Source organism: Rhizobacter sp. J219, from assembly GCF_024700055.1.
Classification (GTDB): domain Bacteria; phylum Pseudomonadota; class Gammaproteobacteria; order Burkholderiales; family Burkholderiaceae_C; genus Rhizobacter.
Map to the genome: position 1 here is coordinate 2,738,021 of NZ_JAJOND010000001.1, position 26,633 is coordinate 2,764,653.

The following is a 26,633-nucleotide window of genomic DNA, read 5'->3' on the forward strand; positions in this document are numbered from 1 at the left end:
CATGCAGCGACTGCCCGCGTCTCTTCTCTTCACCATCTGCGTGCTCGTCTGGAGCACGACCTGGTACGCGATCACCTTCCAACTCGGCGGCAGCACACCGGAGTTCGGCGTTGCCCTGCGCTTCATGCTGGCCGGCGCGTGTGTGCTGGCGTGGCGGGCGGCGCGCGGCGAGACGCTGCGCTTCGGCCGGCGTGCACACCTGTGGTTTGCGCTGCAGGGGGTGTTTCTCTACGGCGTGTCGTACATCTGCGTGTACCACGCCGAGCGCTACCTGCCCTCGGGCGTGGTGGCGGTGGGTTACTCCGCGTCGCCGCTGGCCGGGGGCATCGGTGCCGCGTGGTTCTTCGGCACGCCGCTGACGAGACGCTTCATCCTCGGCGGCGTGCTCGGGCTCGCAGGGGTGGCGCTCATCTTCTGGCCCGAGTTCGGCAAGACACACGTGGGTGGCCAGACGGCGCTCGGGGTGGTGTTCACTGCGGGCTCGGTGTTCCTGTCCACGATCGGCAGCCTCCTGGCCAGCCGCAACGGCGAGCGTGGCCTCACGATGTGGCCGAGCCTCGGCTTCGGCATGCTCTACGGCGGCGCGGCGGTGCTGCTCATTGCACTCGTGAGCGGCCAGTCGCTGGTGTGGCCGTCGGCCGCCTCGTGGTGGGTGGCGCTGCTGTACCTGGCGCTGGCCGGCTCGGTGCTGTCGTTCGCCTGCTACCTGACGCTGCTCGAGCGCTTGGGCGCCGGGCCGGCCGGCACCATCGGGGTGATGACCCCGATCCTCGCGCTGGCGGTGTCGACGCTCTTCGAGGGCTACCGGCCCGATGCGCTGGCCGGAGTGGGGGTGCTGCTGGCGGTGGCGGGCAACGTGCTGATCCTGCGCAAGTCGGCGCCGGTCAGGGCCGCCGCTCGGGCAGCGGAATGAACTCGGTCTCGCCCGGCACCGTCGGAAATCGCTGAGCCGCCCAGTCGTCGGCCGCCTGCACGATGCGGTCCTTGCGGCTGGAGACGAAGTTCCACCACATGTGGCGGTGGCCGAGCGGCTCGCCGCCGACCATCACCACACGGGCCGCTTGAGGCGCCCGGAGGGTGGGCGTTGCGCCTTCCGGCAGCACCACCATCGTGGCCGCGGCCACCGGCTGGCCGTCGAATTCGACGCCCTGGTCGATGGCATAGAGCGCCCGCTCGCGCGCCGCGGCGGGCACCTGCAGCGAGGCCCCGGCACGCAACTGGAGGTCGACGTAGAGCGTGGGCGACAGGGTCGGCACCGGCGAACGCAGGCCGAAGGCCTCGCCGATCATCACCCGCACGCTCACGCCGGGCAGCTCGGTCGACGGAATGGCCGCGGCCGGCGTGTGCGAGAACGAAGGTTCGTCTTCCTCGTGCTCGGCGGGAATCGCGCACCACAGCTGCAGCCCGTGGCTGCGCCGGTCGACGCCGCGCAGGTCGTCGGGCGTGCGCTCGGAGTGCACGATGCCGCGCCCGGCCGTCATCCAGTTGATGGCGCCAGGCTCGATGCGCTGCACGACGCCGGTGCTGTCACGGTGCATCATCGCGCCCTCGAAGAGGTAGGTCACCGTCGCGAGGCCAATGTGCGGATGCGGCCGCACATCGTGGTTGTCGCTCGGGTGTGCGGTGATCGGCCCGAAGTGATCGAAGAACAGGAACGGGCCCACGGCCTGGCGCTGGGCCGAAGGCAAGACGCGGCGCACGGTGAAGCCACCGCCCAGGTCTTTGGTGTGCGGAGTGAGTTGGAGCAGGTCCATCGCTGGGAATCCTCGTGAGGGTTTGTAGCGAAACGGCAGGCGGCCTCGATAATAGGCCGCACCAACCGCACTTCGCTGTGCCTGCCATGCGCAAGGACCCGCTCCTCGCCCCCCTGACCCTGCCGCTGCGCGAACCCCGACGCTCAAGCCCACGCCCAACATCACGCTGGTCGCGCGTGGCACGGCGCTGTGGCTGTTCCTCCTCATCGCCGCGAGCGTTGCGCTGGTGTGGTGGACAGAGTCGGCCCTCGGCCAGATCGCCAACCAGGACCGCTACGCCTACCCGCTGCTGATCGTGTGGCTGCTGGGCCTGGCGGCACTGGTGCACTGGCGCGGCCGCTATCTGGTGCTGGCGCAAGGCCTGGGATCGCTCGCGTTGAGCGTCTACTTCGTCGGCAGCGTCACCTACATGCTGCTGGTCGCCGAGAACTTCAACACCTACGCCGCGGCGTCGATGTCGTACTGGCTGGTCGGCGTGCACCTGCTGATCTACGCCACCTGGCCCCTGTGGCGGGCGCTGGCGCTGTGCCTGGCGGTGCTCACGCTCACCGCCCTGCCGGCGGTGGTGGTGCAGCTGCGCGGCGGCAACCCGCCGGAATGGACCCACACCATCTGGCCGCTGGTGGTGAACGGCTTCTTTGCGCAGCTCTTCGTGATCGGCGCGCTGTTCGGCATCGCGCGGCAACTGCGCAAGCTGTCGGTGCTCGCGCCGGCGGTCGACTCGGGCGTCGACGACCCTGTGAGCCAGCCGCTGACCGTCGACGACGTGGTGACCCGGCGCATGCGCGACCTCGAATCCGCTCGCGACCAGGCCGAGCAGGCGTCGCAGGCCAAGTCGCGCTTCCTCGCGGTGATGAGCCACGAGCTGCGCACACCGCTGCATGGCGTGCTGGGCGCGGCCGACCTGCTGCGCGACCCGGCGCTCGCCGAGCCGAACCGCCGCGAGCTGGTCGAGACGGTGCGCCGTGGCGGCACCCACCTGCTGCACCTGATCAACGACGTGCTCGACCTCTCGCGCATCGAGGCCGGCCGCCTGGAAGCTCTTGAACCAGCCCTTCGAGCTGCGTGCCTGCATCGGGAGCGTGCTCGAGACGATCGAGCCGCAGGCCGCGGGCAAATCGCTGCAGTGCCGGGTGGCGGTGGAAGACAGCGTGCCGCCGTGGCTGCGCGGTGACGAATTCCGCATCAAGCAGATTCTCATCAACCTGCTCGGCAATGCGGTGAAGTTCACCGACAAAGGGCATGTGAGCCTCGCGCTGCGCTACGAGCCCATCGTCAAGCAGCTGCACATCCACATCGAAGACACCGGCATCGGCATCGAGCGCTCGCACCAGCCGCTGGTGTTCGACGCCTTCCACCAGGCCGACAGCGGCGACACCCGCCGCCACGCCGGCAGCGGCCTGGGCCTGGCCATCACACGCCAGCTCGTCGGGCTGATGCGCGGCAACCTGGCCCTGCAGAGCGAGCCCGGCATCGGCACCCGCGTCACGCTGCGCCTGCCGCTCGTGCCCTGCGAGGCCCCAGCCCTGCCGCCGGCGGTGAACTCGGCGCTCGCGCCGCTGGCGGGTGGCTTGGCTGGCCTGCGGGTGCTGCTGGTGGACGACGACGCCGTCAACACCATGATCGCGACCCAGATGCTGGAGACGGCGTCGATCGAAGTCCACACCGCCGGCTCGGGCGTGGAGGCGCTGAACCAGCTCACCCGCGGCGGCTTCGACCTGGTGCTGATGGACTGGCGCATGCCCGACATGGACGGCCTGGAGGCCACCCGCCGGCTGCGCGCCGGCGAGGCAGGCGAGGCCGCACGCCACCTGCCGGTGGTCGGGCTCACCGCCAACGCCTACGCCGAAGACCGTGCCGCCTGCCTGGAGGCGGGCATGGACGAGGTGCTGGTTAAGCCGGTGGGCCGCATGCGGCTGCTGCAGACGGTGCAGCAGGCCCTCGAAGCCCGGGCCGCCGCCGCGCAGAACTAGCCCAGAACTAGAATCACCCCCCTGCTCCGCAGCCTTTGCGGACCCCACTTCTCCCTGCACACCATGAGCCTCAAATGCGGCATCGTGGGCCTGCCCAACGTCGGCAAGTCCACCCTCTTCAACGCGCTGACCAAAGCCGGCATTGCGGCGGAGAACTACCCCTTCTGCACCATCGAGCCCAACGTGGGCATCGTGGAACTGCCCGACCCGCGCCTGCAGAAGCTGGCCGAGATCGTCAAGCCCGAGCGCATCGTGCCGGCGATCGTGGAATTCGTCGACATCGCAGGCCTGGTGGCGGGTGCGTCGAAGGGCGAAGGCCTGGGCAACCAGTTCCTCGCGCACATCCGCGAGACCGATGCGATCGTCAACGTGGTGCGCTGCTTCGACGACGAGAACGTGATCCACGTGGCCGGCAAGGTCGACCCCATCGCCGACATCGAGGTCATCCAGACCGAGCTGTGCCTGGCCGACCTGAGCACGGTCGAGAAGACGCTGCAGCGCTCGATCAAGGCCGCCAAGTCGGGCAACGACAAGGAAGCCGCCAAGCTGGTGGCCGTGCTGCAGAAGTGCCAGGCCGCGCTCGACGAAGCCAAGCCGGTGCGCAGCATCGCTTTCAGCAAGGAAGTAGTCTCGTGGTTCTGAAGCCCTTGTGCCTGATCACCGCCAAGCCGGCCATGTTCGTCGGCAACGTCGACGAGCACGGCTTCGACAACAACCCCTACCTCGACCGCCTGCGTGCGTATGCCGAGAGCCAGAAGGCCCCGGTGGTGGCCATCTGCGCCAAGACCGAGGCCGAGATGGCCGAGATGAGCGATGAAGACAAGGAGATCTTCCTTGCCGACATGGGCCAGAGCGAGCCGGGCCTGAACCGCCTCATCCGCGCGGCCTTCAGCCTGCTGGGCCTGCAGACCTATTTCACCGCCGGCGTGAAGGAAGTGCGCGCCTGGACCATCCACATCGGCGACACCGCCCCGCAGGCGGCCGGGGTCATCCACACCGACTTCGAGCGCGGCTTCATCCGCGCCCAGACCATCGGGTACGACGACTTCATTGCCTACAAGGGCGAACAGGGCGCCAAGGACGCCGGCAAGATGCGCGCCGAAGGCAAGGAGTACGTCGTCAAGGACGGCGACGTGATGAACTTCCTCTTCAACGTCTGACCTCGATCGCGAGGGGTTGGCCCCCTCGCTTGCCGCATGCCGGCGTGCAGCGGCGGGTGGTAGGCTCGGCCGCAACCGTGCCTTGTGGCGCATTGCGTGCCGCACCACCCACGCCAGTGACCGCCCGATGACGCCTGTCGCGCCCCTTCGACCAACGCCCCACCGGCTGCTCGCGCTGGCCGGCACGGCCTTGGCTTATGGCATCGCGGGCTGGGCGGCACTCTGGCTGGCCATCCCCCCGGGCTACGCCTCCCCGCTCTACCCCGCCGCCGGCATCGCGCTGGCCTGCGTGCTGACCTTCGGCTGGCGCGTGCTGCCCGGTGTGGCGCTGGGCGCCTTCGCGGTCAATGCGTTGACCGCCCTCCACCAGGGCCCGGTGTCGGCGGCCACGGTCTTGCTGCTGCCGGCCGGCGTGGCCTTCGGCGCCATGCTGCAGGCCGGGCTGGGCGCCTGGCTGGTGCGGCGCTTCGCGAGCCGCCCGCTCACGCTCAGCGAGCCGACGGACATCCTCGTCTTCTTCGGACTGGGCGCGGTCGTATCGTGCATGGTCAGCGCCACGGTGGGCACGGCCATGCTGCACTGGGTGATGGGCCCACTGCCCGACACCCTCTGGTTCACCTGGAGCGTCTGGGCGTCCGGCGACACGCTGGGCGTGCTCATCGCCGCGCCGGTCACGCTCACGCTCATCGGCCAGCCGCGCAGCGAATGGGCGGCACGCCGCCTCAATGTCGGCCTCACGCTCGCGGTGGCCACCCTGCTGATGGCCCTCGGCGTGCGGCAGGTTGCGCACTGGGCCGAGGCCCGGTTGCATGCGGGTTTCGAGCGTGATGCGGTGAACGCGTCGTCGAACCTCGCCGCACGCATGCAGTACCCGCTGCACGCCCTGGAAGCCGTGCGCAGTGCCTTCCTCGCGTCGGAAGACGTCACCCGGACGGAGATGCGCCGTGCCACGCAGTCCTGGCTCGCCCCGGGCAGCCAGCTGCAGGCGATGGGCTACGCGGAGTTCATGTCGCGCAGCGATGCGCCGGCCTATGAGGCGCGCATCCGTGCCACGGACTTCCCGGGTTTCACCGTCTTCGACCGGCGCGACTCGACCCTGCCGCAGCGGCCCGACGACCGGCTCGCGGTGATGCGCTACATCGAGCCCTCCGAGACGAATGCGGGCGCGCTGGGTGTCAACATCCGCTCCATCCCCGAGGCACGTGCGGCCGTCGACGCCACCGTGCGCACCGACAGCCCGGCGGTCACCGCCGGCTTTCGCGCCACCCAGCACCTGGGCGACGAGACCATCGTCGTCATCTACCAGGCGCTCTATCACGGCGCCCCGACGACGGCGAGCGAGCGCATGGAGAGCGCCCGCGGCATCGTCTTCGTCACCCTGCGCATGGAGGCGGTGCTGGCCTCCTTCCGCTCGGCGCTGCCGCACTACCTGACCGCCTGCGTGGTCGACACCGACCCCACCGCCAGCCGCCGCCGCCTGGCGGGCCCCGCCGGCTGCGAGACGGCACGCTACAACCTCGTGCATGTGCGCCCGCTGGCCTTCGCAGGGCGCCAATGGGACCTGCTCATCTCGGCCCAGCGCGGCGATCTGCCCGACGCCCGCGAGCGCGATGCGCTGCTCTTCTCGCTGGTGGGTCTGCTCGCCACCGCGATGCTGGGCGCACTGCTGTTGACCGTGACCGGCCGCACGCGCCGCATCGAAGCCGCGGTGCAGGACCGCACCGCCGCACTGCAGCGCGAGATCGCCGAACGCGAGCGCACCGAGGTCGACCTGCGCGAAAGCGAGCAGCGCTTCCGCAACATCCTCAACAACGTGCCGATCGGTGTGGTCTACACCGACCTTCAGGGCCATGTGCGGCAGGTCAACCCGCGCTTCTGCGAACTCACCGGCTACAGCGCCGATGAGCTGATGGGCATGGACCTCGCCACGCTCACCCACCCCGAAGACCGCGCGCAGAACGCCGAACTCTCGGCCGAACTGGTGCGAGGCGACATCCCCATGTACCGCCGGCAGAGCCGCTTTCTCACGCGCGACAAGCGCATGGTGTGGGCACAGGCGGTGGTAACGCTGCTGCGCGACGCGCAAGGCGCGCCGCACCGCATCGTGGGCGTCGTCGAAGACATCACCGAGCACCTGCGGCTGGCCGAAGCCGAGCGCGCCCGCGAGATCGCCGAAGCGGCCAACCTCGCCAAGAGCGAGTTCCTCTCGCGCATGAGCCACGAGCTGCGCACGCCGCTCAACGCGATGCTGGGCTTCGCTCAGCTGCTCGAACTCGACCAGAACCACCCGCTGCCAGCGGCGCAGCGGCCGTGGGTGGCGCAGATCCAGGGCGCTGGCTGGCACCTGCTCGACATGATCAACGACGTGCTCGACCTCTCGCGCATCGAGTCAGGCACGCTCAACCTGCAGCCCGACCGGCTCGACCTGCGCGAGGTCATCGCCGCCGCCCTTCCCCTGCTCGAACAGGACGCGCGCCGCCGCCACCTGCAGGTCACGCAAGACGTGCCCGACGACGCTGCCCGCGTGATCGGCGACGCCACGCGGGTCAAGCAGATCCTCATCAACCTGCTGTCCAACGCCGTCAAGTACAACAGCGACGGTGGTCGCATCCACGTCACCGCGCGCTGCGTCGAGCCCGACATGGTGGAACTGGTCGTCTCGGATACCGGGCTCGGCATGACCGCACAGCAGCTTGAGCAGCTGTTCCAGCCCTTCAACCGTCTGGGCCGCGAACGCACGTCGATGGAAGGCACCGGCATCGGCCTCGTGATCAGCCAACGCCTGGCAGAGCTGATGGGTGGCGCGTTGCGCGCACGCAGCACGGCCGGCGCCGGATCGTCGTTCATCCTGACCCTGCCGCGGGCCGACCGCCCCGACACCACCCCCGGGCCGCTGGACGCGCTCAACGAGGGCCAGAGCACCTACCACCAGCGCCGGGTGCACTACGTCGAAGACAACGAGACCAACGTGGAGGTCATGCGCGGCATCCTGCTGCGCCGGCCGCAGGTGCAGTTCGACGTGTCGGTCACCGGGCTGGACGGGCTGGCGGCCATCCGGGCGAAGCGGCCCGACCTGGTGCTGCTCGACATGCACCTGCCTGACATCGACGGACTGGACCTGCTGCGCCATTTGAAGTCCGACCCGGCGACGGCCGACATCCCGGTGGTGGTGGTGTCGGCCGATGCGCTCGCCTCGCAGATCGAGGCGGCCATGCAGGCGGGCGCCTTCCACTACCTCACCAAGCCGGTCAGCGTGGCCGAGTTGCTGTCGGTCGTCGACAGTGTTCTGGAAGGTGCAGAAACCCGCTTTGGCTAATTGCCACCTGAACTTTTTCGATAGTATTGACTCACATCAAGCCACGATTTTCCCGCGATCAGCACTCTCGAACATCGAGTGCTAATATTTGCGGAACGAACTCCGCTGGAGGGTGTCTGAGATGTCCATGAACGCAACTGCTTCTGCCCTGACCGTCCGTGATCCGTGGTCGCTGGTGCCGTCGCTCGGCAACCTTGACGCCTACATTTCGGCCGTGAACCGCATCCCCCTGCTGACGCAGGAGGAAGAAACCACTTTTGCCCGCAAGCTGCGCGACCACGGCGACGTGGAATCCGCCGGGAAGCTGGTGCTGTCGCACCTGCGCCTGGTGGTGTCGATCTCGCGTCAGTACCTCGGCTACGGCCTGCCGCATGGTGACCTGATCCAGGAAGGCAATGTCGGCCTGATGAAGGCCGTCAAGCGCTTCGACCCCGACCAGGGCGTGCGCCTGGTGAGCTACGCCATGCACTGGATCAAGGCCGAGATCCACGAGTACATCCTCAAGAACTGGCGCATGGTGAAGGTGGCCACCACCAAGGCCCAGCGCAAGCTCTTCTTCAACCTGCGCTCGATGAAACAGAGCCTGAAGGAAGAGTCGGCCGACGAGAACACGCACCGCAACACGCTGACGCAAGGCGAGGCCGACACGGTCGCCCGCACGCTGAACGTGAAGCGTGAGGAAGTGCTGGAGATGGAGACCCGCATGTCCGGCGGCGACGTGGCCTTGGAGCCGCAAACCGACGACGGCGAAGAGAGCTACGCCCCGATCGCCTACCTGGCCGACGAGAGCACGGAGCCCACGCGCGTAATCGAAGCCCATCGCCGGGACTGGCTGGCCGGCGACGGCATCGCCCAGGCGCTCGACGCGCTCGACGCGCGCAGCCGCCGCATCGTGGAAGAGCGCTGGCTGAAGGTCAACGACGACAGCTCCGGCGGCATGACGCTGCACGACCTGGCAAGCGAATACGGCGTGAGCGCCGAACGCATCCGTCAGATCGAAGTGGCGGCGATGAAGAAGATGCGCAAGGCACTCGCGCAAGACGCCTGACCGTTCGAGGCACCATGCAAAACGGCCCTGCGGGGCCGTTTTTCTTTGTCAGGCGCCGGCGACGAGCGCCTTGATGTCGGCCGCGAGGTTGGCCCCGCTCTCCTTGTCGCCGTAGCGGGTAAAGAGGCGCAGCCTGCCGGTCGAATCGAAGATGTACGAGCCGGCGGTGTGGTCCATCGTGTAGCTGCCTTCGGTCTTGCCGGGGACCTTGGCGTAGTAGACGCGAAAGTCCTTGGCCGCGGCCGCCGTCTGCTCCGGCGTGCCGCGCAGGGCCACGAAACTCGGATCGAACCCTTGCATGTAGGCCTGCAGACGCTCGGGGGTGTCGCGCTCCGGGTCGACGGTGATGAAGACGCCCTGCACCTTGTCACCGTCGGCACCGAGCGACTTCTTCACCTGGGCCAACTCGGCCATCGTCGTGGGGCAGACATCGGGGCACTGGGTGTAGCCGAAGAACACCACCGTCACCTTGCCCTTGAAATCGGCCAGGGTTCGAGTCTTGCCGCTCGGGTCGGCGAGCGACAGGTTCTTGCCGTATTCGGCCCCGGTGATGTCGATGGACTTGAAGCCGGGCTTGGCGCCCGGCAGCTTGTCGCATCCGGCCAGCAGGGCAGCCAGTGCGATGAGGGTGTGGCGGCGTGCGATCACAGCAGAGGCGGCAGGTAGTGGTCGATCAACAGCGCGGCGAACAGCAGCGACAGGTGCACGATCGAGAAACGGAAGGTGCTGCGGGCGAGCGCGTCGGAGTAGCTGCGCCACAGCCGCCACGCATAGCCGATGAATCCAGCACCGAGCAGCACCGCCGACACCAGGTAGACCACGCCGCTCATGCCGAAGACAAAGGGCAGCAGCGTCGCGGCGAAGAGCACGAAGGTGTAGAGCAGTACTTGCAGGCGGGTGAACTCGTTGCCGTGGGTCACCGGCAGCATCGGCAGGCCGGCTCGGCGGTAGTCTTCGACGCGATAGAGCGCGAGCGCCCAGAAGTGCGGTGGCGTCCACAGGAAGATGATGAGGCACAGCATCAGCGCCTCGGGCCCCACCTCGCCGCGCATCGCGGCCCAGCCAAGCACCGGCGGCATGGCACCCGAGGCACCCCCGATGACGATGTTCTGCGGCGTCATCGGCTTGAGCACCACGGTGTAGATGACGGCATACCCGACGAAGGTGGCGAAGGTGAGCCACATCGTCAGCGGGTTGACCAGCCAGTACAGCAAGGCGCTGCCGATCGCGCACAGCACGGCCGAGAAGACGAGCGTCTGCGTGTTGGTCAGCTCGCCCTTGGCGGTGGGGCGCCAGGCGGTGCGGGCCATCTTCGCGTCGATGCGCTGCTCGACGAGGCAATTGAACGCGGCAGCCGCAGCGGCCACCAGCCAGATGCCGGCGGTCGCCGGCAGCACGACGCGCCAATCGGGCACACCCGGCACCGCGAGCAGCATGCCGATCACGGCACAGAAGACGATGAGCTGCACCACGCGCGGCTTGGTCAGCGCGTAGAACTGGCGGATCACCGACGCGCGTGCGACGGCCGGAGCAGGGGGGCTGAGGGTTTCAGGCATGGCAGGAGGGGAATCGGCGATTTTACGAGGCCACACCCGCCTGCCGGGCACGCACCACCACCACCGATATCACGGTGATCAGCACCGCGGCACCCGCGGTGTGGGCCAGCGCGGCGACCAGCGGCCAGCCGAGCACCACATTGCTCAAGCCGCTCATGAACTGCCACACCGCCACCGCCAGCAAGGCAGCGGCGAAACGGCGATGTGCCAGACCTCCCGCGCGCCGCAGACCCCAGGCGACGAGCAGCATCAGGCCCAGCACGACCAGAGCGCCCAGCCGATGCGTGAAGTGGATCGCGGTCAGCGCCGCAAACGGCAGATACCCACCCGACTTGCCGGCCCCCAGCTCGCGCAGGATGGTGAAACCGTGCTCGAAATCCATCGCCGGCCACCACTCGCCCTGGCAGGTGGGGAAGTCGCGGCAGGCGAGCACCGCGTAGTTCGTGCTGACCCAGCCGCCGAGCGCAATCTGTACCACGGTCAGCAGGGCCAACGCCCAAACTCCGCCTCGCAGCATCGGCGACAAGACCAGGGGCTTGCGCTCATAGGCCTCGCCTTGCACGGCCAGCAGCACCAGCAAACCCATACCACCGAGCAGGTGCAGCGTCACGATGGCGGGGTAGAGCTTCATCGTCACGGTGAGCGCACCGAACGCTCCCTGCAGACACACCCACACCAGCGTGACCGTGGCCCACCAGGGCGACAGCGCGGCGTCGCCGCGACGGTGCGCGCGCCAGCTGCCGATGGCCAACGCGATGATCAGCACGCCAACGCCCGTCGCGAGGTAGCGGTGCACCATCTCCACCCACGCCTTGCCGTGCGTCACCGGGCCGGTGGGCATCGCCGTCTGTGCGGCCTGGATGTCGGCGTGCGCCCCGAGCGGGCTGGCGCTGCCGTAGCAACCCGGCCAGTCGGGGCAGCCGAGCCCGGAGTCGGTGAGGCGCGTGAACGCGCCGAAGATCACCAGATCAAAAGTAAAGAAGAGCGTGAGCCAGGTCAACGCACGCAGGCGCACCGCCGGTGTGGCGTGGCGATGCCGCCACCAGTTCCACACGAGCACACAGCCCCCGAGCAGCAGGCCCACCAGGGCCAGCCAGAGCACGGGATCGAGGTTGTAGAGAGACTGATCGGCCACGCTGTCAGCGCCCCACCGTATCCCAGGAGGCCGACGCGCGCAGCAACTTGTCAAGGTCGCGCTTGAGCCTGGCCGCGTCGGGGTTGGGCGGCACCCGCATCATCCAGTTGCCGAGCGGGTCGACGATGTAGAAGTGGTCTTCGAGCCGCTGGCCCGGCGCCGGCTCCAGCCACTTGGCCAGCGCCGCCTGCGGCAGCACCAGCACGGTGGCCGCACCCGCGGCCTGCATGGCCTGCACCGCCTGCGCACGCGCCGGCACCCCGTCGTGCACCAGCCAGACCTTGTCGAGCCGGTCTTTCTCGCGCCCGAGTGCTTCGCGCAACTGGCGCTGCAACCAGAGTTTCTTTTCGCAGCCTTCGTCGCAAGCGCCCCCGGCCACCGCCACCAGCAGCCATTGGCCCTTCAACGACGCAGGCGACACCGACTGGCCCTGCACATCGACGAGGGGCAGATCGACGGGGATCGGGCGCTGCGGCTGCACCAGCTCGCTGTAGTTCGTGCGGCCCTCGGGCCGGATCACGAAGTAGGTCAGGTATGACGCGATCACCGGCGCTGCGCACACCAGCAGCACCAGCATCATCTTCAGCCGGCCGTTCGCCGTGCGCTTATCGTCGAGCGAGGGCGCGGGCATCGAGTGCACAGTGAAGCTGAAGGCTTCACCGGCGTCGCTGGAAGCGGGGGCGGAGGAGTTGGAACCAGACATACAAACCTGCCATCAAGGCGCACAGACCGAACCACTGGAAGGCGTAGCCGTAGTGCTTGTGAACATCGGCCGCAGGCCGCGGCCATTGGCGCAAGAGGCCATCGCCCTTCGGTGCGCCCTCGTCGCTCTGCAGGACCGTCCAGGGTCGAAGCGTCACGCCGATCTCGCGCGAGTGATCGGCGAGCACGAGATTCTGCCGGATCGGGCCCGAGGCCGGCACACCGGGGGCAAAGTCGTAGAGGCGGCCCGGAGCCGGGGCCAGCCACCCACGGACTACAACAGGGCCGGCGGGTGTGGGCACCAGCGGCACGCGGCTGCGGTCCTGCACGTCACGCGGCACCCAGCCGCGCTGCACCAGCACCGCGTCGCCGGGGGCCAGCAGCAGCGGCGTGAGCACGAAGAAGCCCGGGCGGCCGTTCATCTGCCGGTTGTCGAGAAAGACCGTGGCCCCTTGTTGCCACTCGCCACGCAACACGGTGGGCCGATGGAGCTCGGCCAGCACCTGCGACTCGCTCTGCGGCAAGGTCTCCATGCGCAACGGCGGCAGGCGGCCGCGTGTATCGAGCGACGACTGCAACGCCTCTTTCTGCGACGCACGGCTGAGTTGCCACACGCCCAGGCGCGCCGTCACGGCCATGCCGATCAGCGTGGCCACGAGTACGACGACTGCGCGTCGGCGCGGGTCAGACAGCCAGCCGGCCATGCCGCACCCACCGGGTGGAATAATCGTCGCCCATGAAGTACTTCATTGCCGCAGCCCTGGTGTTCATCGTGGCGGCGCTTGCCTCGGCCGGTGTGTTCCTGATGCGCGACGGCCGCGACGGCAAGCCCAAGACCGCCAACATGATGCGGGCCCTCGCGGTGCGGGTCGGGCTGTCGGTGCTGCTGTTCCTGTGCATCCTCTTCGCCTACTGGATGGGCTGGATCAAGCCCTCGGGCATTCCGATCGAGCGCTGAGCATCAGCCGCCAAAGCAAAAGAGCGCCGCGAGGCGCTCTTTTCGCATCTGGATGATTCGCCGGGACTCAGAGCCAGTACACGACCACGTAGAGGCCGAGCCACACCACGTCCACGAAGTGCCAGTACCAGGCCGCGCCCTCGAAGCCGAAGTGGCGCTGCGGCGTGAAATGGCCTTTGTGCAGGCGCAGCGTGATGAAGAGCAGCATCAGGGCACCCACGCACACGTGGAAGCCGTGGAAGCCGGTCAGCATGTAGAAGGTCGAGCCGTAGACACCCGAGTTGAGCTTGAGGTTCAGGTCACGGTACGCGTGCATGTACTCGTAGGCCTGGAAGCCGAGGAAGGTCGCGCCCAGGATCACGGTGATCCACATCCACAGGATCGTCTTGCTGCGGTTGCCGGCAATCAGCGCGTGGTGCGCGATCGTGAGCGTGACACCCGAGGTCAGCAGCAGCGCCGTGTTGATGGTGGGAATCGGCCACGGACCCATCACGGCGAAGGGCTCCACGGTACCGGCCGGTGCGCCGGTGGTGCCGGGCACGCTGCTGGGCCAGAAGGCCTTGAAGTCAGGCCACAGGATCGCGTTCTCCAGGCTGCCCAGGCTCGGCACCGAGTGGATGCGGGCCCAGTACAGCGCGCCGAAGAAGGCGCCGAAGAACATCACTTCCGAAAAGATGAACCAGCTCATGCTCCAGCGGTACGACACGTCGATACGGTCGCTGTAGAGCCCGCTTTCGCTTTCGCGGATGGCGTCACCGAACCACTGCTTGAGCACGAAGGCCCACCAGAGCAGGCCGAACAGCACCAGATACGCCGCCCAGCCTTGGCCGTTGATCCACTGGCCTGCGCCAAGGATCACCATGAACAGGCCGATCGAGGCCATCACGGGGTGCCGCGAGGGTGCGGGGACGAAGTAGTGAGGGGTTTGCCCCGGGGTTGTCGCTGCCGACATGGTTTCTCCTACGGATCGGATCTCTTGTGAATCTTGACTCTTGGTGAGCGACGGTCCCTGCTCAGGCAGCGACCCCGCTCGACAACACCCAACGCACGATCAACACCAGCGCCACGATGAACACCACCGCGGCGATCACGCCCGCGATGATGACGTGGACCGGGTTCAACTGCGCCATGTCCTTCTCATGCTCGGCGGACTTGCGCACGCCGAAAAACGACCAGCCGACGGCACGCAGCGTCTGGCCGAACGAACCTTTTCGCTGGACCGCGTCTTTCAGCCCATCGGACGTCATGACTGGGGTTCCTTGGCTTCCGTCTTCACCGGCGCCGCCACCTTGCCGCCCACCTCGAAGAAGGTATACGAGAGGGTGATGGTCTTCACGTCCTTCGGCAGCTTCGGGTCGATCACGAACACCACCGGCCACTGGCGCGTCTCGCCTGGCTTGAGCGTGTATTCGTTGAAGCAGAAGCATTCGAGCTTGTTGAAATGCGGGGTGGCCTGCTTAGGCGCGTAACTCGGGATGGCCTGCGCCGCCATCGTGCGATTCTGGATGTTCTTGAACTCGTACATCACCGTCGTGAGTTCACCGGGATGCACTTCCATGTAGCGCTTTGCAGGCTTGAAGTCCCACGGCCCGCGCGCATTGGCATCGAACTCCACCGTGACCGTACGCGAAGTGTCGACCTGCGTGTTAGCGGGCGTGGCCTTCGAGTTGCCGGGTATGGCCTTCTCGCTGACTGACAGCACGTTGATGCCAAGCGCCGTGCAGATGGCGCGGTACATCGGCACCAACGCATACCCGAAGCCGAACATCAACAACGCCACGACCGCCAGCTTGCCAACCATACGACGGTTGTCAGCGAGGAGCGCGAGGCGGCGTCGGTGGTTCATCTCAGCCGCCCTCAACCGCCCAGGAGCACCATGCGAGCCATGAACCCGAGGAAGAAGATGAGCGCCACCGAGCCCAGGATCAGGCCCAGCCGGCGGTTGCTCTTCTTCTGCTCAGGCGTCGTCATGGCGTCGTCCTGCTGCGATCAACCGATCACCTTCGTGGCCGAGGCATTCAGCTTCGGGGGCGTCTCGAAGGTGTGGAACGGAGCCGGCGACGGCACTTCCCACTCCAGGCCTTCTGCCGCTTCCCACGGCTTCTGCGGCGCCGGCTCACCCTTGCCGCGCATGGCGGGCAGCACGACGAACAGCAGGAAGTAGACCTGCATCAACCCGAAGCCGAAAGCACCCACCGTCGCCAGCGCGTTGAAGTCCGCGAACTGCATCGGATAGTCGGCGTAGCGACGCGGCATGCCGGCGAGACCCAGGAAGTGCATCGGGAAGAAGGTGACGTTGAAGAAGATCAACGAGCCCCAGAAGTGGATCTTGCCGCGCGTCTCGGAGTACATCACGCCCGTCCACTTGGGCGCCCAGTAGTAGTAGCCGGCGAACATCGCGTACAGCGAGCCGGCCACCAGCACGTAGTGGAAGTGCGCCACCACGTAGTAGGTGTCTTGCAGCTGGATGTCGATCGGTGCCACCGAGAGGATCAGACCGGTGAAGCCGCCCATCGTGAACACGAAGATGAAGCCGACCGCAAACAACATTGGCGTCTCGAAGGTCATCGAGCCGCGCCACATGGTCGCGATCCAGTTGAACACCTTCACCCCCGTGGGGATCGCGATCAGCATGGTCGCGTACATGAAGAAGAGCTGGCCCGTCACCGGCATGCCGGTCGTGAACATGTGGTGGGCCCACACGATGAACGACAGGATGGCGATCGACGAGGTGGCGTACACCATCGAGGTGTAGCCGAAGAGGCGCTTGCGAGCAAAGGCCGGCACGATGTGGCTCACGATGCCGAAGGCCGGCAGGATCATGATGTACACCTCGGGGTGGCCGAAGAACCAGAAGATGTGCTGGTACATGATCGGGTCGCCGCCGCCCGCCGGGTTGAAGAAGGCGGTGCCGAAGTGGCGGTCGGTCAGCGTCATCGTGATGGCGCCAGCGAGCACCGGCATCACCGCGATCAGCAGGTAGGCGGTGATGAGCCAGGTCCAGCAGAACATCGGCATCTTCATCAGCGTCATGCCGGGGGCGCGCATGTTGAGGATGGTCACGATGATGTTGATCGAGCCCATGATCGACGAGGCGCCGAGGATGTGCATCGCGAAGATGCCGGCGTCCATCGAGGGGCCCATCTGCAGCGTGAGCGGCGCGTAGAGCGTCCAGCCGGCGGCGGGGGCGCCACCTGGCATGAAGAACGATGCCACGAGCATGATGCCGGCCGGGATCAGCAGCCAGAAGCTCAGGTTGTTCATCCGCGCGAAGGCCATGTCGGCCGCGCCGATCTGCAGCGGGATCATCCAGTTCGCGAAGCCCACGAAGGCCGGCATGATGGCGCCGAACACCATGATCAGCCCGTGCATGGTGGTGAACTGGTTGAACAGCTGCGGGTTCACGATCTGCAGCCCGGGCTGGAACAGCTCGGCGCGGATCAGGAGCGCCAGCACGCCACCGAACAGGAACATCGTGAAGCTGAACAGCAGGTACAGCGTGCCGATGTCCTTGTGGTTGGTGGCAAACACCCAGCGACGCCAGCCGTGCGGATGGTGGTCGTCATGCGCGTGGTCATGGCCGTGGTCGCCGGCCGCGTGGCCGTGGGGATCGAGTACAGCACTCATGGGTCTTCCTTTGGGGCGCGGTTTTCGGTGAATTACTTGCGGGCGGCGGTGACGTCGGCCGGCTGCACGATCTGGCCGGTCTTGTTGGACCAGGCGTTCTTCGTGTAGGTCGCGACGGCAGCGAGGTCGGTGTCGCTGAGCTGTTTCCAGGCCGGCATCGCACCGTTGGCTGCGCCGTTCAGGAGGATCGCAAGTTGCTTGTTCTTGTCGGCGTCGAGCACGACGGGCGACGCATCCAGCGCCTTGATCGGGCCAGCGCCCTTGCCGGTGGGCTGGTGGCAGGCGGCACAGTTGGCGGCGTAGACCTTCTCGCCGCGGGCGGCCAGTTCGGGCAGCGCCCAGACCTTGGTCGGATCGTCGGCCTTAGCCGCGATCTCCTTCAGCTTGCCCTCCACCCACTTGGTGTAGTCGGCCTGCGACAGCACCTTCACGTGGATCGGCATGTAGGCGTGCTCCTTGCCGCACAGCTCGGCGCACTGGCCGTAGAAGTCGCCGGTCTTCTCGGCGCGGAACCAGGTGTCGCGCACGAAGCCGGGGATGGCATCCTGCTTGATGCCGAAGGCCGGCACCATGAAGGCGTGGATCACGTCGTTGGCGGTGGTGATGATGCGGATCTTCTTGTCGACCGGCACCACGAGCGGGTTGTCGACCTTGAGCAGGTAGTCGTCGCCGGCGGGCTTGCCGGAATCGGACATCTCGCGATGGGCGACGTCGAGCGTGGAGAGGAAACCGATGCCCTCGCCTTCGCCCTTCAGATAGTCGTAGCCCCATTTCCACTGGATGCCGGTGGCCTTGATGGTGATGTCGGCCGAAACCGTGTCCTTCATCGCGACGACGGCCTTGGTGGCGGGCAGCGCCATCAGGATCACGATGATGAAGGGCACCACCGTCCAGGCGATCTCGACCTTCACGCTCTCATGGAAGTTGGACGCCTTGGCGCCCTTGGATTTGCGGTGCTTGAAGATCGAATAGAACATCACGCCGAAGACGGCGATGAAGATCACGATGCACACGATCATCATGAAGTTGTGCAACCACTGCTGCTCGGCGGCGATCTTGGTGACCGGCGGGTGCAGGTCCAGCTGATTCACCGCCGGGCCGCCCGGCAGGCTGTTGACGGCCATTGCGGCCGTGCCGGCCAGCGCGGCGCACGCCGCCACGCAGGCCTGCCCCGCGCTCCGGGCAAAAGACTGCCACAGTGATTTCGTCGTCTTCATCATGGTCGTTTCAGTTTTCAAGAATCACATCGAAGCGGGTTCGCGCGCCTGCCACCCCATCGACGACGCGCCAGGTCGTCGAGGCCTTGCATGGGTGGAGTCGGAGCGCCGGTTCCCTCGTCGCCGGCAGCCTGTGGTCACCCCGAGAGCCACGCAGCGCGCAAGTACCCCCGGGCGGACCTGCATTTTTCAAGCCCGCGAGTTTAACGCACCCATTTGAGCGGCCTCAAACGGCGCTCACCCTCTGGACGTCCTGCTGCGCACCATGGCACGCATGTCGTCGACCGACACGCGGGTTTCGGCGGCGAGGGGTGCACGCGGCGCAGCCTTGAAGGCGTGGCCATAGGCGATCTCGAAGTCCAGGTAGATGCGCCCATCGGGTCGGGCGAGGCTCTTGAGCGCCGCATGCAGGCGCTCACGCCAGCGCGGGGTGCGCCATCCGGCCACACGCTGCGGCGACGCATTCGCGCCGAGGGAGCGCAATTCGCTCAACAGGGCTTCGGGGCTGTCCCAGCTGAGGCTGAGCACCTCCTGGTCCATCACCGGGTCGGCAAAGCCGGCCTGCACCAGCATGTCGCCCAGGTCGTGCATGTCGACGAAGTCGGCCAACGGCGGGCCCCAGCCGAGGCGCGCGTAGAGGTCATGAAGCGTTCGCAGGCTGCCCGGCCCGAGACAGGAGAACATGACGAAGCCGTCGACGACCAGCAGTTGCTGCCATTGCGCCATCAGCTCCGAGGGGTCGACCACCGCGTGCAACATCATGTTGGCCCACACGAGTTGCACGCTTGCCGGCGCCACCTCCTGCGGCGTCACGTGCACCACTGGGACACCGCGCCAGCGCCGGGGTGACCACCAGGGCGCCGCCATCGCCTGCCGGCTGCGCGCACGCAGGGCCTCGGTCGGCTCGACGGCCAGGTGGCGCGCCTGCGGGTAGGCCTTCAACAACAGCTCGGTGCTGGCGCCGCCAAAGGCCCACCAGTCGAGCACCGCGGCCGGCTGGACGCGGATGAACTGGAGCCGATCGGCCATGCGGCGCGCCACTTCGGCATGCAGCCACGGCGCTTCGGGGGCTCGCGCCAGGCGACGCAGCCACCCCTCCACGCTGGCCGGGTCGAGCTGTCGCGCGGTCGAGGCAGAGGGAGCGCTCATGAGGTGGGGCAGTATATTGAGCCGATGCTCTTCAGCCGCCTGCTCACGCCATTGCCCAGCCTGTGCGCGGTGTGCCGGGGCTGGGGCGACGGCGCCGTCTGTGCGTCCTGCCATGCGCGTTATGCGGGCGCGGCGGCGCGCTGCGTACGGTGTGCCGTGCAGATCCCCGGCGGCGTGACCGTGTGCGGTCAGTGCCTCGTGCACCCGCCCGACTTCGACGCCGCCCGCACCGGCCTCGACTACGCCCACCCCTGGTCGACGCTCATCGCGCGTTTCAAGTTCCACGCCGCGCTCGAACTCGCCGGCGCGCTGGTCCAGCCGCTGCTCGCAAGTGTGCAGCGCGATCCCGGCACGCTGCCTGACCTCCTGCTGCCCGTGCCCTTGAGCCGCGAACGCCTGCGCGCGCGGGGCTACAACCAGGCCTGGGAAGCGACACGCCGCCTGGCCCGCGGCCTGGCCTTGCGCTGCGATGCCCACCTGCTCCTGCGTGTGAAAGACAGCCCGCACCAGCTTGAGCTGCCACCGGAAGAACGCGCCGCCAACGTGCGCGGTGTCTTCGCCGTGGAGCCGCTGCGCCGCACCGAGCTGCACGGCTTGCACATCGCGGTCGTCGACGACGTGCTGACGACAGGCGCCACCTGTGCCGAGCTGGCCCGTGTGCTCAAGCAGGCGGGCGCACGGCGCGTGTCGGCGTGGTCGCTGGCCCGCACGCCGCGCGACACCCCCTGAGCCCCAACGCCCGCCAATGTTCAACATCGTCCTGGTCCAGCCGGAGATTCCCCCCAACACCGGCAACGTGATCCGCCTCGCGGCCAACACCGGCTGCGCCCTGCACCTGATCGAGCCGCTGGGTTTCTCGATGGACGACCGGCTGCTGCGCCGCGCCGGCCTCGACTACCACGAATACGCACCGGTGCAGCGCCACGCCTCGTGGCAGGCTTTCCTCGATGCAGCCCGGCCCGATTCGCAGCGCCTCTTCGCCTTTACCACGCGCGGCAGCCAGCCCTTCGCGCAGGTGCCGTGGCAGCCTGGGGACTGGTTCGTCTTCGGATCGGAAACGGCGGGCCTGGCGCCGGCACTGCGCGACAGCTTCCCGCCCTCGCAGCGCGTGCGCCTGCCAATGCGCCCGGATCAGCGCAGCCTCAACCTCAGCAATGCGGTGGCGGTGACGGTCTTCGAAGCCTGGCGCCAGAACGGCTACCAGGGCGGCGCCTGACCCGCAGGTCAGGCACCTTCGCGCCGCGCGTCGCGCGACATCAGTTCCTGGATGGCCTGCTGCGGCCGCAAGCGACCTTCGAGCACCCGCACCACCGCTTCGGTGATCGGCATCTCGACCCCACTCGCCTGCGCACGTTTGAGTACCGTGGCGGCGCACGCCACCCCTTCGGCCACATGGCCAAGCTCGTGGAGGATGCGTGGCAGCGGCAAGCCCTGCGCGAGCAAGAGTCCGACCTTGCGGTTGCGCGACAGGTCGCCGGTGGCGGTGAGCACCAGATCGCCAAGCCCGCTCAGGCCCATGAAGGTTTCCACGCGTGCCCCCAGCACAAGCCCGAGGCGCGTCATCTCGGCCAGGCCCCGCGTGATCAGCGCTGCGCGGGCGTTGAGCCCGAGCTGCAGGCCATCGGCGATGCCGGTGGCGATCGCCATCACGTTCTTCACCGCCCCGCCCACCTCGACACCCACCGGGTCGTTCGAGGCGTAGATGCGCATCACATCGGAATGAAAAGCTTCGACGGCTTGCTGGCACAGCGCATCATCCTGGCTGGCCACGACGAGGGCCACCGGCTGACCGCGCGCCACCTCCAGCGCGAAACTCGGGCCAGAAAGGATGCCGACCTGCGTGGCCGAGGGCCGCACCGCACGCGCGATCTCGTGGCCGAGGAGGCCGGTGCCTTCTTCGAATCCCTTGCACAGCCACAAGACGCCCGGCGCATCGGCCGGCAGGCGCTGCAGCATCTCGCGCAGGCCGGCCATCGGCGTGGCCACCACGATCAGGCCGCCTCGGGCGTGTTCGAGCGCGGCATTGAAATCGGCGCTCAGCTCAAGACCCGCCGGCAGCGGCACCCCCGGCAGGTAACGCGCGTTCTCGCGTGCTGCCCGCATCTGCTGGCACTGCGCCGCGTCGCGCACCCACAAGAGCGTGCCGTGGCGCGCGGCGGTGCTCGCGGCCACGGCCGTGCCCCACGCACCCGCGCCGAGCACGGTCAGGTTCATCTCGAAGCGCGAACGCTCAGTTGAGGTTGGCCGCAGCGCCGCCGGCCGCCTGCTGTTGCTGCTGGGCTTCGTACATGGCCTGGAAGTTCACTTCGGCCAGCACCACCGGCGGGAAGCCGGCGCGCGTGCACACGTCGGACACGATGGCGCGCAGGTAAGGGTAGACGATCTGCGGGCAGGCGATGCCGATGATGGGCTGCAGCTGCTCGTCAGGGATGTTGCGGATCTCGAAGATGCCGGCCTGCTTGGCCTCGACGAGGAACAGCGTCTTGTCCTTGACAGTGGTGGTGACGGTGGCCGTCACCGACACCTCGTACACCCCATCGGCCACCGGCTGGGCGGCGAGGTTGAGGTTGATGTCGACCTGCGGCTGGGCCTGCTCGAGCAGGATCTGCGGCGAGTTCGGCTGCTCGAGCGACAAGTCCTTCAGGTACACGCGCTGGATCTGGAACACGGGAGCGTTGTTGTCGTCGGCCATGGATGTCTCGCAGGATAGGAAAGGAAGTAGTCGGGCCGCCAGCTCAGGGCGGGGCCGGCGATTATGTTCCAGTGAAGATGACGGCTCTCAGCTGCCTTGCAGCAAGGGCATGAGCCCGCCACGCTGGTCCAGCGCGATCAGGTCGTCGCAGCCGCCCACGTGGGTGTCGCCGATGAAGATCTGCGGCACCGTGCGGCGGCCGGTGATCTCCATCATCGTCGTGCGTTGCGACGGGTCCAGGTCCACGCGCACTTCATCAATATCGCTCACGCCGCGCTGCTTGAGCAAGGCCTTGGCACGAATGCAAAAAGGGCACACCAGCGTCGTGTACATCTTGACGGGCTGCATCAACGAAACCTCCTGCGGTCAGGCGGATTTCTCGACGGGCAGGTTGGCCTCGCGCCAGGCGCGAAGGCCCCCGGCGAGCGGCCGGGCCTTCTCGAAACCCAGCTTCTTCAAGATACCCGCTGCGCGCGCAGCGCGTGCGCCGGTTGGACACACCACCACCAGCGGCAAGGCCTTGTTCTTGGGCAGATCGCCGCTCGTTTCCAGCGTGCCGAACGGGATGTTCTTCGAACCACCGGCGTGGCCCGCGGCGTACTCCGCGGGCTCGCTCACGTCGACCAGCACGGCGCGTTCGCGGTTGATGAGCTGCACCGCCTCGGCGGTGGTCACGGCGCCGCTGCCACTGCCGCCACGAAGGCGGGGCCAGATCAGCAAGGCGCCCGAGAGGATCGCCATCGAGATCAGCAGCAGGTTTTCGGGAATGGTGAAGAAGTTCACGTGTGTTGTGCGGGCTTGCGGCACCGGCTTGAAGGCAAACGCGAATTATAGAATTCGGGGCTTTGCCGCCCGGCCCCACCCTTCAGCCTGCTTCGTCCACCATGTACAAACTCGTGCTCATCCGCCACGGCGAATCGACCTGGAACCTGGAAAACCGCTTCACCGGATGGGTCGACGTGGACCTCACGCCCACCGGCGTGGCCCAGGCCCAGCAGGCCGGCCGCACGCTCAAGGCCCACGGCTACGACTTCGACATCGCCTACACCTCGGTGCTCAAGCGCGCGATCTGGACCCTCTGGCACACCCTGGACCAGATGGACCGCACCTGGCTGCCCGTGGTGCACCAGTGGCGACTGAACGAGCGCCACTACGGTGGCCTGCAAGGGCTCAACAAGGCCGAGACGGCCAAACAATACGGCGATGACCAGGTGCTGATCTGGCGCCGCAGCTACGACACGCCGCCGCCGCCGCTGGCCGCCGATGCGCCGCTCAGCCAGCGCGCCGACATCCGCTACGCCAAGCTCAAGCCGGAAGAGATTCCGCTCACCGAGTGCCTGAAGGACACCGTGGCCCGTGTGTTGCCGGCCTGGAACGACACCATCGCACCGGCCATCAAGTCGGGCAAGCGGGTGGTGATCGCGGCACACGGCAACAGCATCCGCGCACTGGTGAAGTACCTGAGCAACATCGGCGACGACGACATCGTGGGCGTCAACATCCCCAACGGCACGCCGCTCGTCTATGAAACCGATGCCGACCTGAAGCCGATCAAGCCCTACTACTACCTCGAAGACAAGAAGGCCTGATCCAGCTCACCCGGGCAGGCCGTAGAGCCGCTCCGGCGGCACGCGGTCGAGCACCGACTTGTCGGCCACGAAGCCGGTGATCGCGTGCTCGGCGCGGCTGGTGTCGCGGCGCACGATGTTGAGCACTGGCACGCCGGTCCTGTCGGTGATGCTCGCCGCGATCGGGGTGCTCGCGCTCGCGGTGCGGCGGATCACCACCGCCAGCTCGCCGGTCTTGAGCTTCACCAGCTCGCCCGGCGGGTAGATGCCGAATTCCTTGATGATGGCCATGGCCATCGCGCCGCCACCATCGGTCTTGAAGAGTTCGCGTGCCGCTTCCTGGGCATGCAGCGGCTTGCGAATGGCCTTGGGGCTGATCTTGGCCATGAAGATGTCGGCGTACTTGAGCGCTCGCGCCATCTCGCTCATCTCGGTCAGCCCGCGCGGATAGCCCTTGCCGTCGGTCCACTCGTGGTGCTGCTCCACCGCGGTGAGCCACTCTTCGTCGGTGATGCCAGCTTCGCGCAGCATGCGTGCGCTCTCCAGCGGATGTTCGTGCAGCACCGCGCGCTGCTCGGCGAGCATCGGCACACCCTGCGCGGCCAGCCGGCCTTGCAGTTCGAAGACCGACATGTTCATGGTGAGTGCCGCCTTGACGAGCGTGAGGCAGCGTTCGCGCGGCCACCCCATGCGCTGCGCCATCAGGAAGCAGATCATCCCGGTGTAGACGGCATGGCTCAGGCCATAGATCGAAAGCTTGCGGGTGTCTTGCCGCACCGCGAGGAAGATGCCCACGTCGGCATCTTTTTCGGTGAGCAGGGCCAGGTGCTGGGCGAGCTCGTCGATGCGCGGTGCGAAGTTCTTGGGATCCTCGGCGAGGCCCTTGACGATGCGTTCCAGGCGCCAGCGCAGCTGGTCCCACAGGCCGAAGACGCTCGTCGGGCGCGCTTCCACCGCCTCGGGCCGGCCGGCGTTCTGGGCGGCGAGCACGGCCTTGACCTCATCCGACTCGACCAGCGCGCCATGCGCGAGCAGGGCTGCGAGCTGCTCGTCGTTTTCCACGACGGCACCCTTGGACAGCAGCAGGTGCCCCTCGGCGTCACGCACCTCCAATGGGGAGGGCATGCCGAACTGCACCAGATGACGATCCATCTTGACCCACGCCATGACGAACCTCCGCAACAGCAATGACCCAATGTAGAGCCTTGTCGGCGGCCTGGACAGCGGAAAAGGGGCGCTTTTCTGCCAGTTTTTTCAGCAGAACGGAGAGCGCGTCAACCGAGCAGCCGATGCCGCGTCCAGGCGGTGCCTCGCATGCGCTTGCGAAAGAGGATGTTTCGCACGATCCAGTCGGCGAACATGCCCAGCCACACCCCGATCACGCCCAGCCCGCACACGATGCCCAGCAGGTAGCCCGCGCCGATGCGCAGGCCCCACATTGTGGAGCTGCCCACCAGCAAGCCGTAGCGTGTGTCGCCGGCCCCGCGCAGGCCCGCCGGCAACACCCAGGAGCCGGCCCAGGCCGGCATGAACACGCAGCTGAGCGCGATCAGCCAGGCCGCCTGGGCGGTGACCTCGGCGTTGTTGCCGAAGAGCCCGGCCAGCCACCACGAGAACGGCAGCACGATCGCCGCCAGCGCCGACAGCGACCAGTTGGCACTGCGGATCACCCGCTTGAGCACCAGCTGCGCCGCCTTCACCCGGCCCGCTCCCAGGCGCATGCCCACGAGCGTGGTGGCCGCCACGCCGAGCGCGGTACCCGGCGTGTTGACGAAGTTGCTGACGTAGAACGCAATGAAGTTCGCGGCCAGGGCTGTCGTCCCGAGACCGACCACGATGGTCTGGGTGACGATCTTGCCCAGGTGGAAGAACGACGACTCCAGCGCCGCCGGCCATCCCACCTTGAGAATGGATCGCATGAAGTCACGGCGCACCGGCCAGCCACCCGCATGCTCGGCACCCTGCCGCAGGGTGGGCCACAGCGCCAGCAGCACCAGCGCCACTCCGCCGCAGCGTGCCAGCAGCAGGGCCGCCCCGGCGCCGTTGACGCTGCCGTTGTCGCCGCGCATGAAGATCGCCGCCATGACGATCTGCGACACGGCCATCACCACTTGCACCCGCATGGCCGTGTCGGTGCGGGCCATGCCGCGCAGCACGCCGCAGCTGGTGAGCACGATCGAAGTGGCCATGCCTGCCACGATCACCCAGCGGAAGTACCGGTCGGCCTGCACCTTCACCGCTTCTTCGGCACCGGGCAGCACCATCGCGATCCACAGGCCGCGGGTGTTCCAGAGCAGCAGCGCCACCAGCACGCCCGCACACAACGCAAGCGCCAGCGCGCTGAACGCCACCGAGCGCAGGTCGCCACGCCGGCCGGCGCCCACGCAATGCGCGACCGTCACGGTCGCACCGATCGCCAGGCCGCCGTAGATCGCGATCAGCAGGAAGTTGAGCGCGTCCATCATCCCGATGGCCGCGACGGAGGCCGGCCCGAGGTGGCTGGCCATCGCCATCACCACCGTGCCGGTGAGCACCAGCGCGAACTCCTGCAGCAGCACCGGCCCGGCCAGCGCCCACACGCCGCGCGGTCGCGCGAAACGGCGGCGCCACTGGAAGCGGATCCAGCGCCAGCGATCGCGGATGGGAACGGAAGAGAGACTCAAAGGACTCACGAGGCCTGTGCGAACGCACCATAGCGCTGCCCTGATGACAGCGCTGTCACCTCGGGGAAGCGTGGTCTGCAGAATGGACGCGCGGCTGTGACACACTGCACGCCGT

The 26,633-nt window shown here is 67.6% G+C and carries 28 protein-coding genes and 1 pseudogene; 10 read left to right on the forward strand and 19 right to left on the reverse strand.

Features of this window, described 5'->3' with window-relative positions; genetic code table 11:
- Nucleotide 1 precedes the first annotated feature (1 nt).
- On the forward strand, nt 2-913 hold the full coding sequence (locus LRS03_RS12540; protein ID WP_257825766.1) for a DMT family transporter: 912 nt from the start codon (nt 2-4) through the stop codon (nt 911-913).
- On the opposite strand, the gene LRS03_RS12545 is transcribed toward LRS03_RS12540, so the two are convergent.
- A complete protein-coding gene (locus LRS03_RS12545) occupies nt 885-1,754 on the reverse strand; it encodes a pirin family protein (protein WP_257825767.1) in 870 nt (289 codons plus the stop codon). The genes LRS03_RS12540 and LRS03_RS12545 overlap by 29 nt on opposite strands.
- A 226-nt stretch (nt 1,755-1,980) precedes the next feature.
- Here LRS03_RS12545 and LRS03_RS12550 point away from each other — a divergent pair, with 226 nt between their 5' ends.
- The 5 genes and pseudogenes from LRS03_RS12550 to rpoH all read left to right on the forward strand — a co-directional run bounded on the left by LRS03_RS12550 (nt 1,981) and on the right by rpoH (nt 9,251).
- Nucleotides 1,981-2,928: a histidine kinase dimerization/phospho-acceptor domain-containing protein gene (locus tag LRS03_RS12550; RefSeq protein WP_257825770.1), complete on the forward strand. Its 948-nt coding sequence runs from the start codon at nt 1,981-1,983 to the stop codon at nt 2,926-2,928.
- Nucleotides 2,837-3,727 carry an ATP-binding protein gene (locus LRS03_RS12555; RefSeq protein ID WP_257825772.1) on the forward strand — a complete coding sequence of 297 codons (891 nt, stop codon included), beginning with the start codon at nt 2,837-2,839 and terminating at the stop codon, nt 3,725-3,727. Before LRS03_RS12550 ends, LRS03_RS12555 begins: the two co-directional genes overlap by 92 nt.
- A gap of 63 nt (nt 3,728-3,790) precedes the next feature.
- Nucleotides 3,791-4,887: pseudogene (ychF, locus tag LRS03_RS12560) on the forward strand (redox-regulated ATPase YchF).
- Between the two features lie 127 nt (nt 4,888-5,014).
- The gene (locus tag LRS03_RS12565) at nt 5,015-8,203 is read left to right on the forward strand and encodes a PAS domain S-box protein (protein WP_257825774.1); all 3,189 of its coding nucleotides are present in this window, start codon (nt 5,015-5,017) and stop codon (nt 8,201-8,203) included.
- Nucleotides 8,204-8,330: 127 nt separating this feature from the next.
- Entirely contained in the window at nt 8,331-9,251 is a 921-nt protein-coding gene (rpoH, locus tag LRS03_RS12570) for an RNA polymerase sigma factor RpoH (RefSeq protein WP_257825775.1), read from the forward strand.
- A 48-nt stretch (nt 9,252-9,299) separates the two neighbouring features.
- Here the strand turns inward: rpoH and LRS03_RS12575 are convergent, their stop codons facing one another.
- Genes LRS03_RS12575 through LRS03_RS12595 form a run of 5 tightly spaced genes read right to left on the reverse strand, consistent with a single transcriptional unit; the run spans nt 9,300 to nt 13,300 of the window.
- Nucleotides 9,300-9,899, reverse strand: coding sequence for an SCO family protein (locus LRS03_RS12575; protein ID WP_257825777.1), 600 nt, complete (start codon nt 9,897-9,899; stop codon nt 9,300-9,302).
- Nucleotides 9,896-10,807, reverse strand: a complete 912-nt coding sequence (cyoE, locus tag LRS03_RS12580) for a heme o synthase (protein ID WP_257825779.1) — start codon at nt 10,805-10,807, stop codon at nt 9,896-9,898. Before cyoE ends, LRS03_RS12575 begins: the two co-directional genes overlap by 4 nt.
- Nucleotides 10,808-10,829: 22 nt before the next feature.
- Nucleotides 10,830-11,942, reverse strand: coding sequence for a COX15/CtaA family protein (locus LRS03_RS12585; protein ID WP_257825780.1), 1,113 nt, complete (start codon nt 11,940-11,942; stop codon nt 10,830-10,832).
- A gap of 4 nt (nt 11,943-11,946) precedes the next feature.
- The gene (locus LRS03_RS12590) at nt 11,947-12,645 is read right to left on the reverse strand and encodes a hypothetical protein (protein ID WP_374685054.1); all 699 of its coding nucleotides are present in this window, start codon (nt 12,643-12,645) and stop codon (nt 11,947-11,949) included.
- Nucleotides 12,599-13,300 carry an SURF1 family protein gene (locus LRS03_RS12595; protein ID WP_257825781.1) on the reverse strand — a complete coding sequence of 234 codons (702 nt, stop codon included), beginning with the start codon at nt 13,298-13,300 and terminating at the stop codon, nt 12,599-12,601. The genes LRS03_RS12590 and LRS03_RS12595 overlap by 47 nt, the downstream gene beginning before the upstream one ends.
- 80 nt (nt 13,301-13,380) lie before the next feature.
- Between LRS03_RS12595 and LRS03_RS12600 the strand changes: the two genes are divergently transcribed.
- Nucleotides 13,381-13,602, forward strand: a complete 222-nt coding sequence (locus tag LRS03_RS12600) for a twin transmembrane helix small protein (RefSeq protein ID WP_257825782.1) — start codon at nt 13,381-13,383, stop codon at nt 13,600-13,602.
- Nucleotides 13,603-13,669: 67 nt separating this feature from the next.
- On the opposite strand, the gene LRS03_RS12605 is transcribed toward LRS03_RS12600, so the two are convergent.
- From LRS03_RS12605 to LRS03_RS12635, 7 genes are all read right to left on the reverse strand, one after another.
- Nucleotides 13,670-14,554 carry a cytochrome c oxidase subunit 3 gene (locus LRS03_RS12605; RefSeq protein ID WP_257825783.1) on the reverse strand — a complete coding sequence of 295 codons (885 nt, stop codon included), beginning with the start codon at nt 14,552-14,554 and terminating at the stop codon, nt 13,670-13,672.
- A gap of 61 nt (nt 14,555-14,615) precedes the next feature.
- Nucleotides 14,616-14,849, reverse strand: a complete 234-nt coding sequence (locus LRS03_RS12610; protein ID WP_257825784.1) for a DUF2970 domain-containing protein — start codon at nt 14,847-14,849, stop codon at nt 14,616-14,618.
- Nucleotides 14,846-15,448, reverse strand: a complete 603-nt coding sequence (locus LRS03_RS12615) for a cytochrome c oxidase assembly protein (protein WP_257825785.1) — start codon at nt 15,446-15,448, stop codon at nt 14,846-14,848. Before LRS03_RS12615 ends, LRS03_RS12610 begins: the two co-directional genes overlap by 4 nt.
- Nucleotides 15,449-15,459: 11 nt before the next feature.
- Nucleotides 15,460-15,573 carry a cytochrome oxidase small assembly protein gene (locus LRS03_RS12620; RefSeq protein WP_257825787.1) on the reverse strand — a complete coding sequence of 38 codons (114 nt, stop codon included), beginning with the start codon at nt 15,571-15,573 and terminating at the stop codon, nt 15,460-15,462.
- An 18-nt stretch (nt 15,574-15,591) separates the two neighbouring features.
- A complete protein-coding gene (gene ctaD, locus LRS03_RS12625; protein ID WP_257825788.1) occupies nt 15,592-17,229 on the reverse strand; it encodes a cytochrome c oxidase subunit I in 1,638 nt (545 codons plus the stop codon).
- Between the two features lie 32 nt (nt 17,230-17,261).
- A complete protein-coding gene (coxB, locus tag LRS03_RS12630) occupies nt 17,262-18,446 on the reverse strand; it encodes a cytochrome c oxidase subunit II (RefSeq protein WP_257829509.1) in 1,185 nt (394 codons plus the stop codon).
- Between the two features lie 237 nt (nt 18,447-18,683).
- Complete coding sequence (locus LRS03_RS12635) at nt 18,684-19,595, reverse strand: class I SAM-dependent methyltransferase (RefSeq protein ID WP_257825790.1); 912 nt, start codon at nt 19,593-19,595, stop codon at nt 18,684-18,686.
- A 24-nt stretch (nt 19,596-19,619) separates the two neighbouring features.
- Here LRS03_RS12635 and LRS03_RS12640 point away from each other — a divergent pair, with 24 nt between their 5' ends.
- Both LRS03_RS12640 and trmL read left to right on the forward strand, forming a co-directional pair.
- Entirely contained in the window at nt 19,620-20,324 is a 705-nt protein-coding gene (locus LRS03_RS12640; RefSeq protein WP_257825792.1) for a ComF family protein, read from the forward strand.
- A 16-nt stretch (nt 20,325-20,340) separates the two neighbouring features.
- On the forward strand, nt 20,341-20,811 hold the full coding sequence (trmL, locus tag LRS03_RS12645; RefSeq protein ID WP_257825794.1) for a tRNA (uridine(34)/cytosine(34)/5-carboxymethylaminomethyluridine(34)-2'-O)-methyltransferase TrmL: 471 nt from the start codon (nt 20,341-20,343) through the stop codon (nt 20,809-20,811).
- Between the two features lie 8 nt (nt 20,812-20,819).
- Here the strand turns inward: trmL and LRS03_RS12650 are convergent, their stop codons facing one another.
- The 4 genes from LRS03_RS12650 to LRS03_RS12665 all read right to left on the reverse strand — a co-directional run bounded on the left by LRS03_RS12650 (nt 20,820) and on the right by LRS03_RS12665 (nt 23,028).
- Nucleotides 20,820-21,809 carry an NAD(P)H-dependent glycerol-3-phosphate dehydrogenase gene (locus LRS03_RS12650; protein ID WP_257825796.1) on the reverse strand — a complete coding sequence of 330 codons (990 nt, stop codon included), beginning with the start codon at nt 21,807-21,809 and terminating at the stop codon, nt 20,820-20,822.
- Between the two features lie 16 nt (nt 21,810-21,825).
- Nucleotides 21,826-22,287 carry a protein-export chaperone SecB gene (gene secB, locus LRS03_RS12655; protein WP_257825798.1) on the reverse strand — a complete coding sequence of 154 codons (462 nt, stop codon included), beginning with the start codon at nt 22,285-22,287 and terminating at the stop codon, nt 21,826-21,828.
- Nucleotides 22,288-22,374: 87 nt separating this feature from the next.
- Entirely contained in the window at nt 22,375-22,635 is a 261-nt protein-coding gene (grxC, locus tag LRS03_RS12660; RefSeq protein WP_257825799.1) for a glutaredoxin 3, read from the reverse strand.
- An 18-nt stretch (nt 22,636-22,653) separates the two neighbouring features.
- A complete protein-coding gene (locus tag LRS03_RS12665) occupies nt 22,654-23,028 on the reverse strand; it encodes a rhodanese-like domain-containing protein (RefSeq protein ID WP_257829511.1) in 375 nt (124 codons plus the stop codon).
- A gap of 143 nt (nt 23,029-23,171) precedes the next feature.
- Here LRS03_RS12665 and gpmA point away from each other — a divergent pair, with 143 nt between their 5' ends.
- Nucleotides 23,172-23,876 carry a 2,3-diphosphoglycerate-dependent phosphoglycerate mutase gene (gpmA, locus tag LRS03_RS12670; RefSeq protein ID WP_257825800.1) on the forward strand — a complete coding sequence of 235 codons (705 nt, stop codon included), beginning with the start codon at nt 23,172-23,174 and terminating at the stop codon, nt 23,874-23,876.
- Between the two features lie 6 nt (nt 23,877-23,882).
- Here gpmA and LRS03_RS12675 read toward each other — a convergent pair whose 3' ends face one another.
- Both LRS03_RS12675 and LRS03_RS12680 read right to left on the reverse strand, forming a co-directional pair.
- Nucleotides 23,883-25,022, reverse strand: a complete 1,140-nt coding sequence (locus LRS03_RS12675; RefSeq protein ID WP_257825801.1) for an HD-GYP domain-containing protein — start codon at nt 25,020-25,022, stop codon at nt 23,883-23,885.
- Between the two features lie 107 nt (nt 25,023-25,129).
- The gene (locus LRS03_RS12680; protein ID WP_257825802.1) at nt 25,130-26,518 is read right to left on the reverse strand and encodes an MATE family efflux transporter; all 1,389 of its coding nucleotides are present in this window, start codon (nt 26,516-26,518) and stop codon (nt 25,130-25,132) included.
- Nucleotides 26,519-26,633: the final 115 nt, after the last annotated feature.

Excerpts from the sequence above, each read along its gene's own strand:
- LRS03_RS12540 (WP_257825766.1), top strand. The coding sequence starts at position 2 with ATGCAGCGACTGCCCGCGTCTCTTCTCTTCACCATCTGCGTGCTCGTC.
- LRS03_RS12545 (WP_257825767.1), bottom strand. The coding sequence starts at position 1,754 with ATGGACCTGCTCCAACTCACTCCGCACACCAAAGACCTGGGCGGTGGC.
- LRS03_RS12565 (WP_257825774.1), top strand. The coding sequence starts at position 5,015 with ATGACGCCTGTCGCGCCCCTTCGACCAACGCCCCACCGGCTGCTCGCG.
- rpoH (WP_257825775.1), top strand. The coding sequence starts at position 8,331 with ATGAACGCAACTGCTTCTGCCCTGACCGTCCGTGATCCGTGGTCGCTG.
- cyoE (WP_257825779.1), bottom strand. The coding sequence starts at position 10,807 with ATGCCTGAAACCCTCAGCCCCCCTGCTCCGGCCGTCGCACGCGCGTCG.
- LRS03_RS12590 (WP_374685054.1), bottom strand. The coding sequence starts at position 12,645 with ATGTCTGGTTCCAACTCCTCCGCCCCCGCTTCCAGCGACGCCGGTGAA.
- LRS03_RS12600 (WP_257825782.1), top strand. The coding sequence starts at position 13,381 with ATGAAGTACTTCATTGCCGCAGCCCTGGTGTTCATCGTGGCGGCGCTT.
- LRS03_RS12605 (WP_257825783.1), bottom strand. The coding sequence starts at position 14,554 with ATGTCGGCAGCGACAACCCCGGGGCAAACCCCTCACTACTTCGTCCCC.
- LRS03_RS12610 (WP_257825784.1), bottom strand. The coding sequence starts at position 14,849 with ATGACGTCCGATGGGCTGAAAGACGCGGTCCAGCGAAAAGGTTCGTTC.
- LRS03_RS12615 (WP_257825785.1), bottom strand. The coding sequence starts at position 15,448 with ATGAACCACCGACGCCGCCTCGCGCTCCTCGCTGACAACCGTCGTATG.
- LRS03_RS12620 (WP_257825787.1), bottom strand. The coding sequence starts at position 15,573 with ATGACGACGCCTGAGCAGAAGAAGAGCAACCGCCGGCTGGGCCTGATC.
- ctaD (WP_257825788.1), bottom strand. The coding sequence starts at position 17,229 with ATGAGTGCTGTACTCGATCCCCACGGCCACGCGGCCGGCGACCACGGC.
- coxB (WP_257829509.1), bottom strand. The coding sequence starts at position 18,446 with ATGAAGACGACGAAATCACTGTGGCAGTCTTTTGCCCGGAGCGCGGGG.
- LRS03_RS12635 (WP_257825790.1), bottom strand. The coding sequence starts at position 19,595 with ATGAGCGCTCCCTCTGCCTCGACCGCGCGACAGCTCGACCCGGCCAGC.
- LRS03_RS12640 (WP_257825792.1), top strand. The coding sequence starts at position 19,620 with ATGCTCTTCAGCCGCCTGCTCACGCCATTGCCCAGCCTGTGCGCGGTG.
- trmL (WP_257825794.1), top strand. The coding sequence starts at position 20,341 with ATGTTCAACATCGTCCTGGTCCAGCCGGAGATTCCCCCCAACACCGGC.
- LRS03_RS12650 (WP_257825796.1), bottom strand. The coding sequence starts at position 21,809 with ATGAACCTGACCGTGCTCGGCGCGGGTGCGTGGGGCACGGCCGTGGCC.
- secB (WP_257825798.1), bottom strand. The coding sequence starts at position 22,287 with ATGGCCGACGACAACAACGCTCCCGTGTTCCAGATCCAGCGCGTGTAC.
- grxC (WP_257825799.1), bottom strand. The coding sequence starts at position 22,635 with ATGCAGCCCGTCAAGATGTACACGACGCTGGTGTGCCCTTTTTGCATT.
- LRS03_RS12665 (WP_257829511.1), bottom strand. The coding sequence starts at position 23,028 with ATGGCGATCCTCTCGGGCGCCTTGCTGATCTGGCCCCGCCTTCGTGGC.
- gpmA (WP_257825800.1), top strand. The coding sequence starts at position 23,172 with ATGTACAAACTCGTGCTCATCCGCCACGGCGAATCGACCTGGAACCTG.
- LRS03_RS12675 (WP_257825801.1), bottom strand. The coding sequence starts at position 25,022 with ATGGCGTGGGTCAAGATGGATCGTCATCTGGTGCAGTTCGGCATGCCC.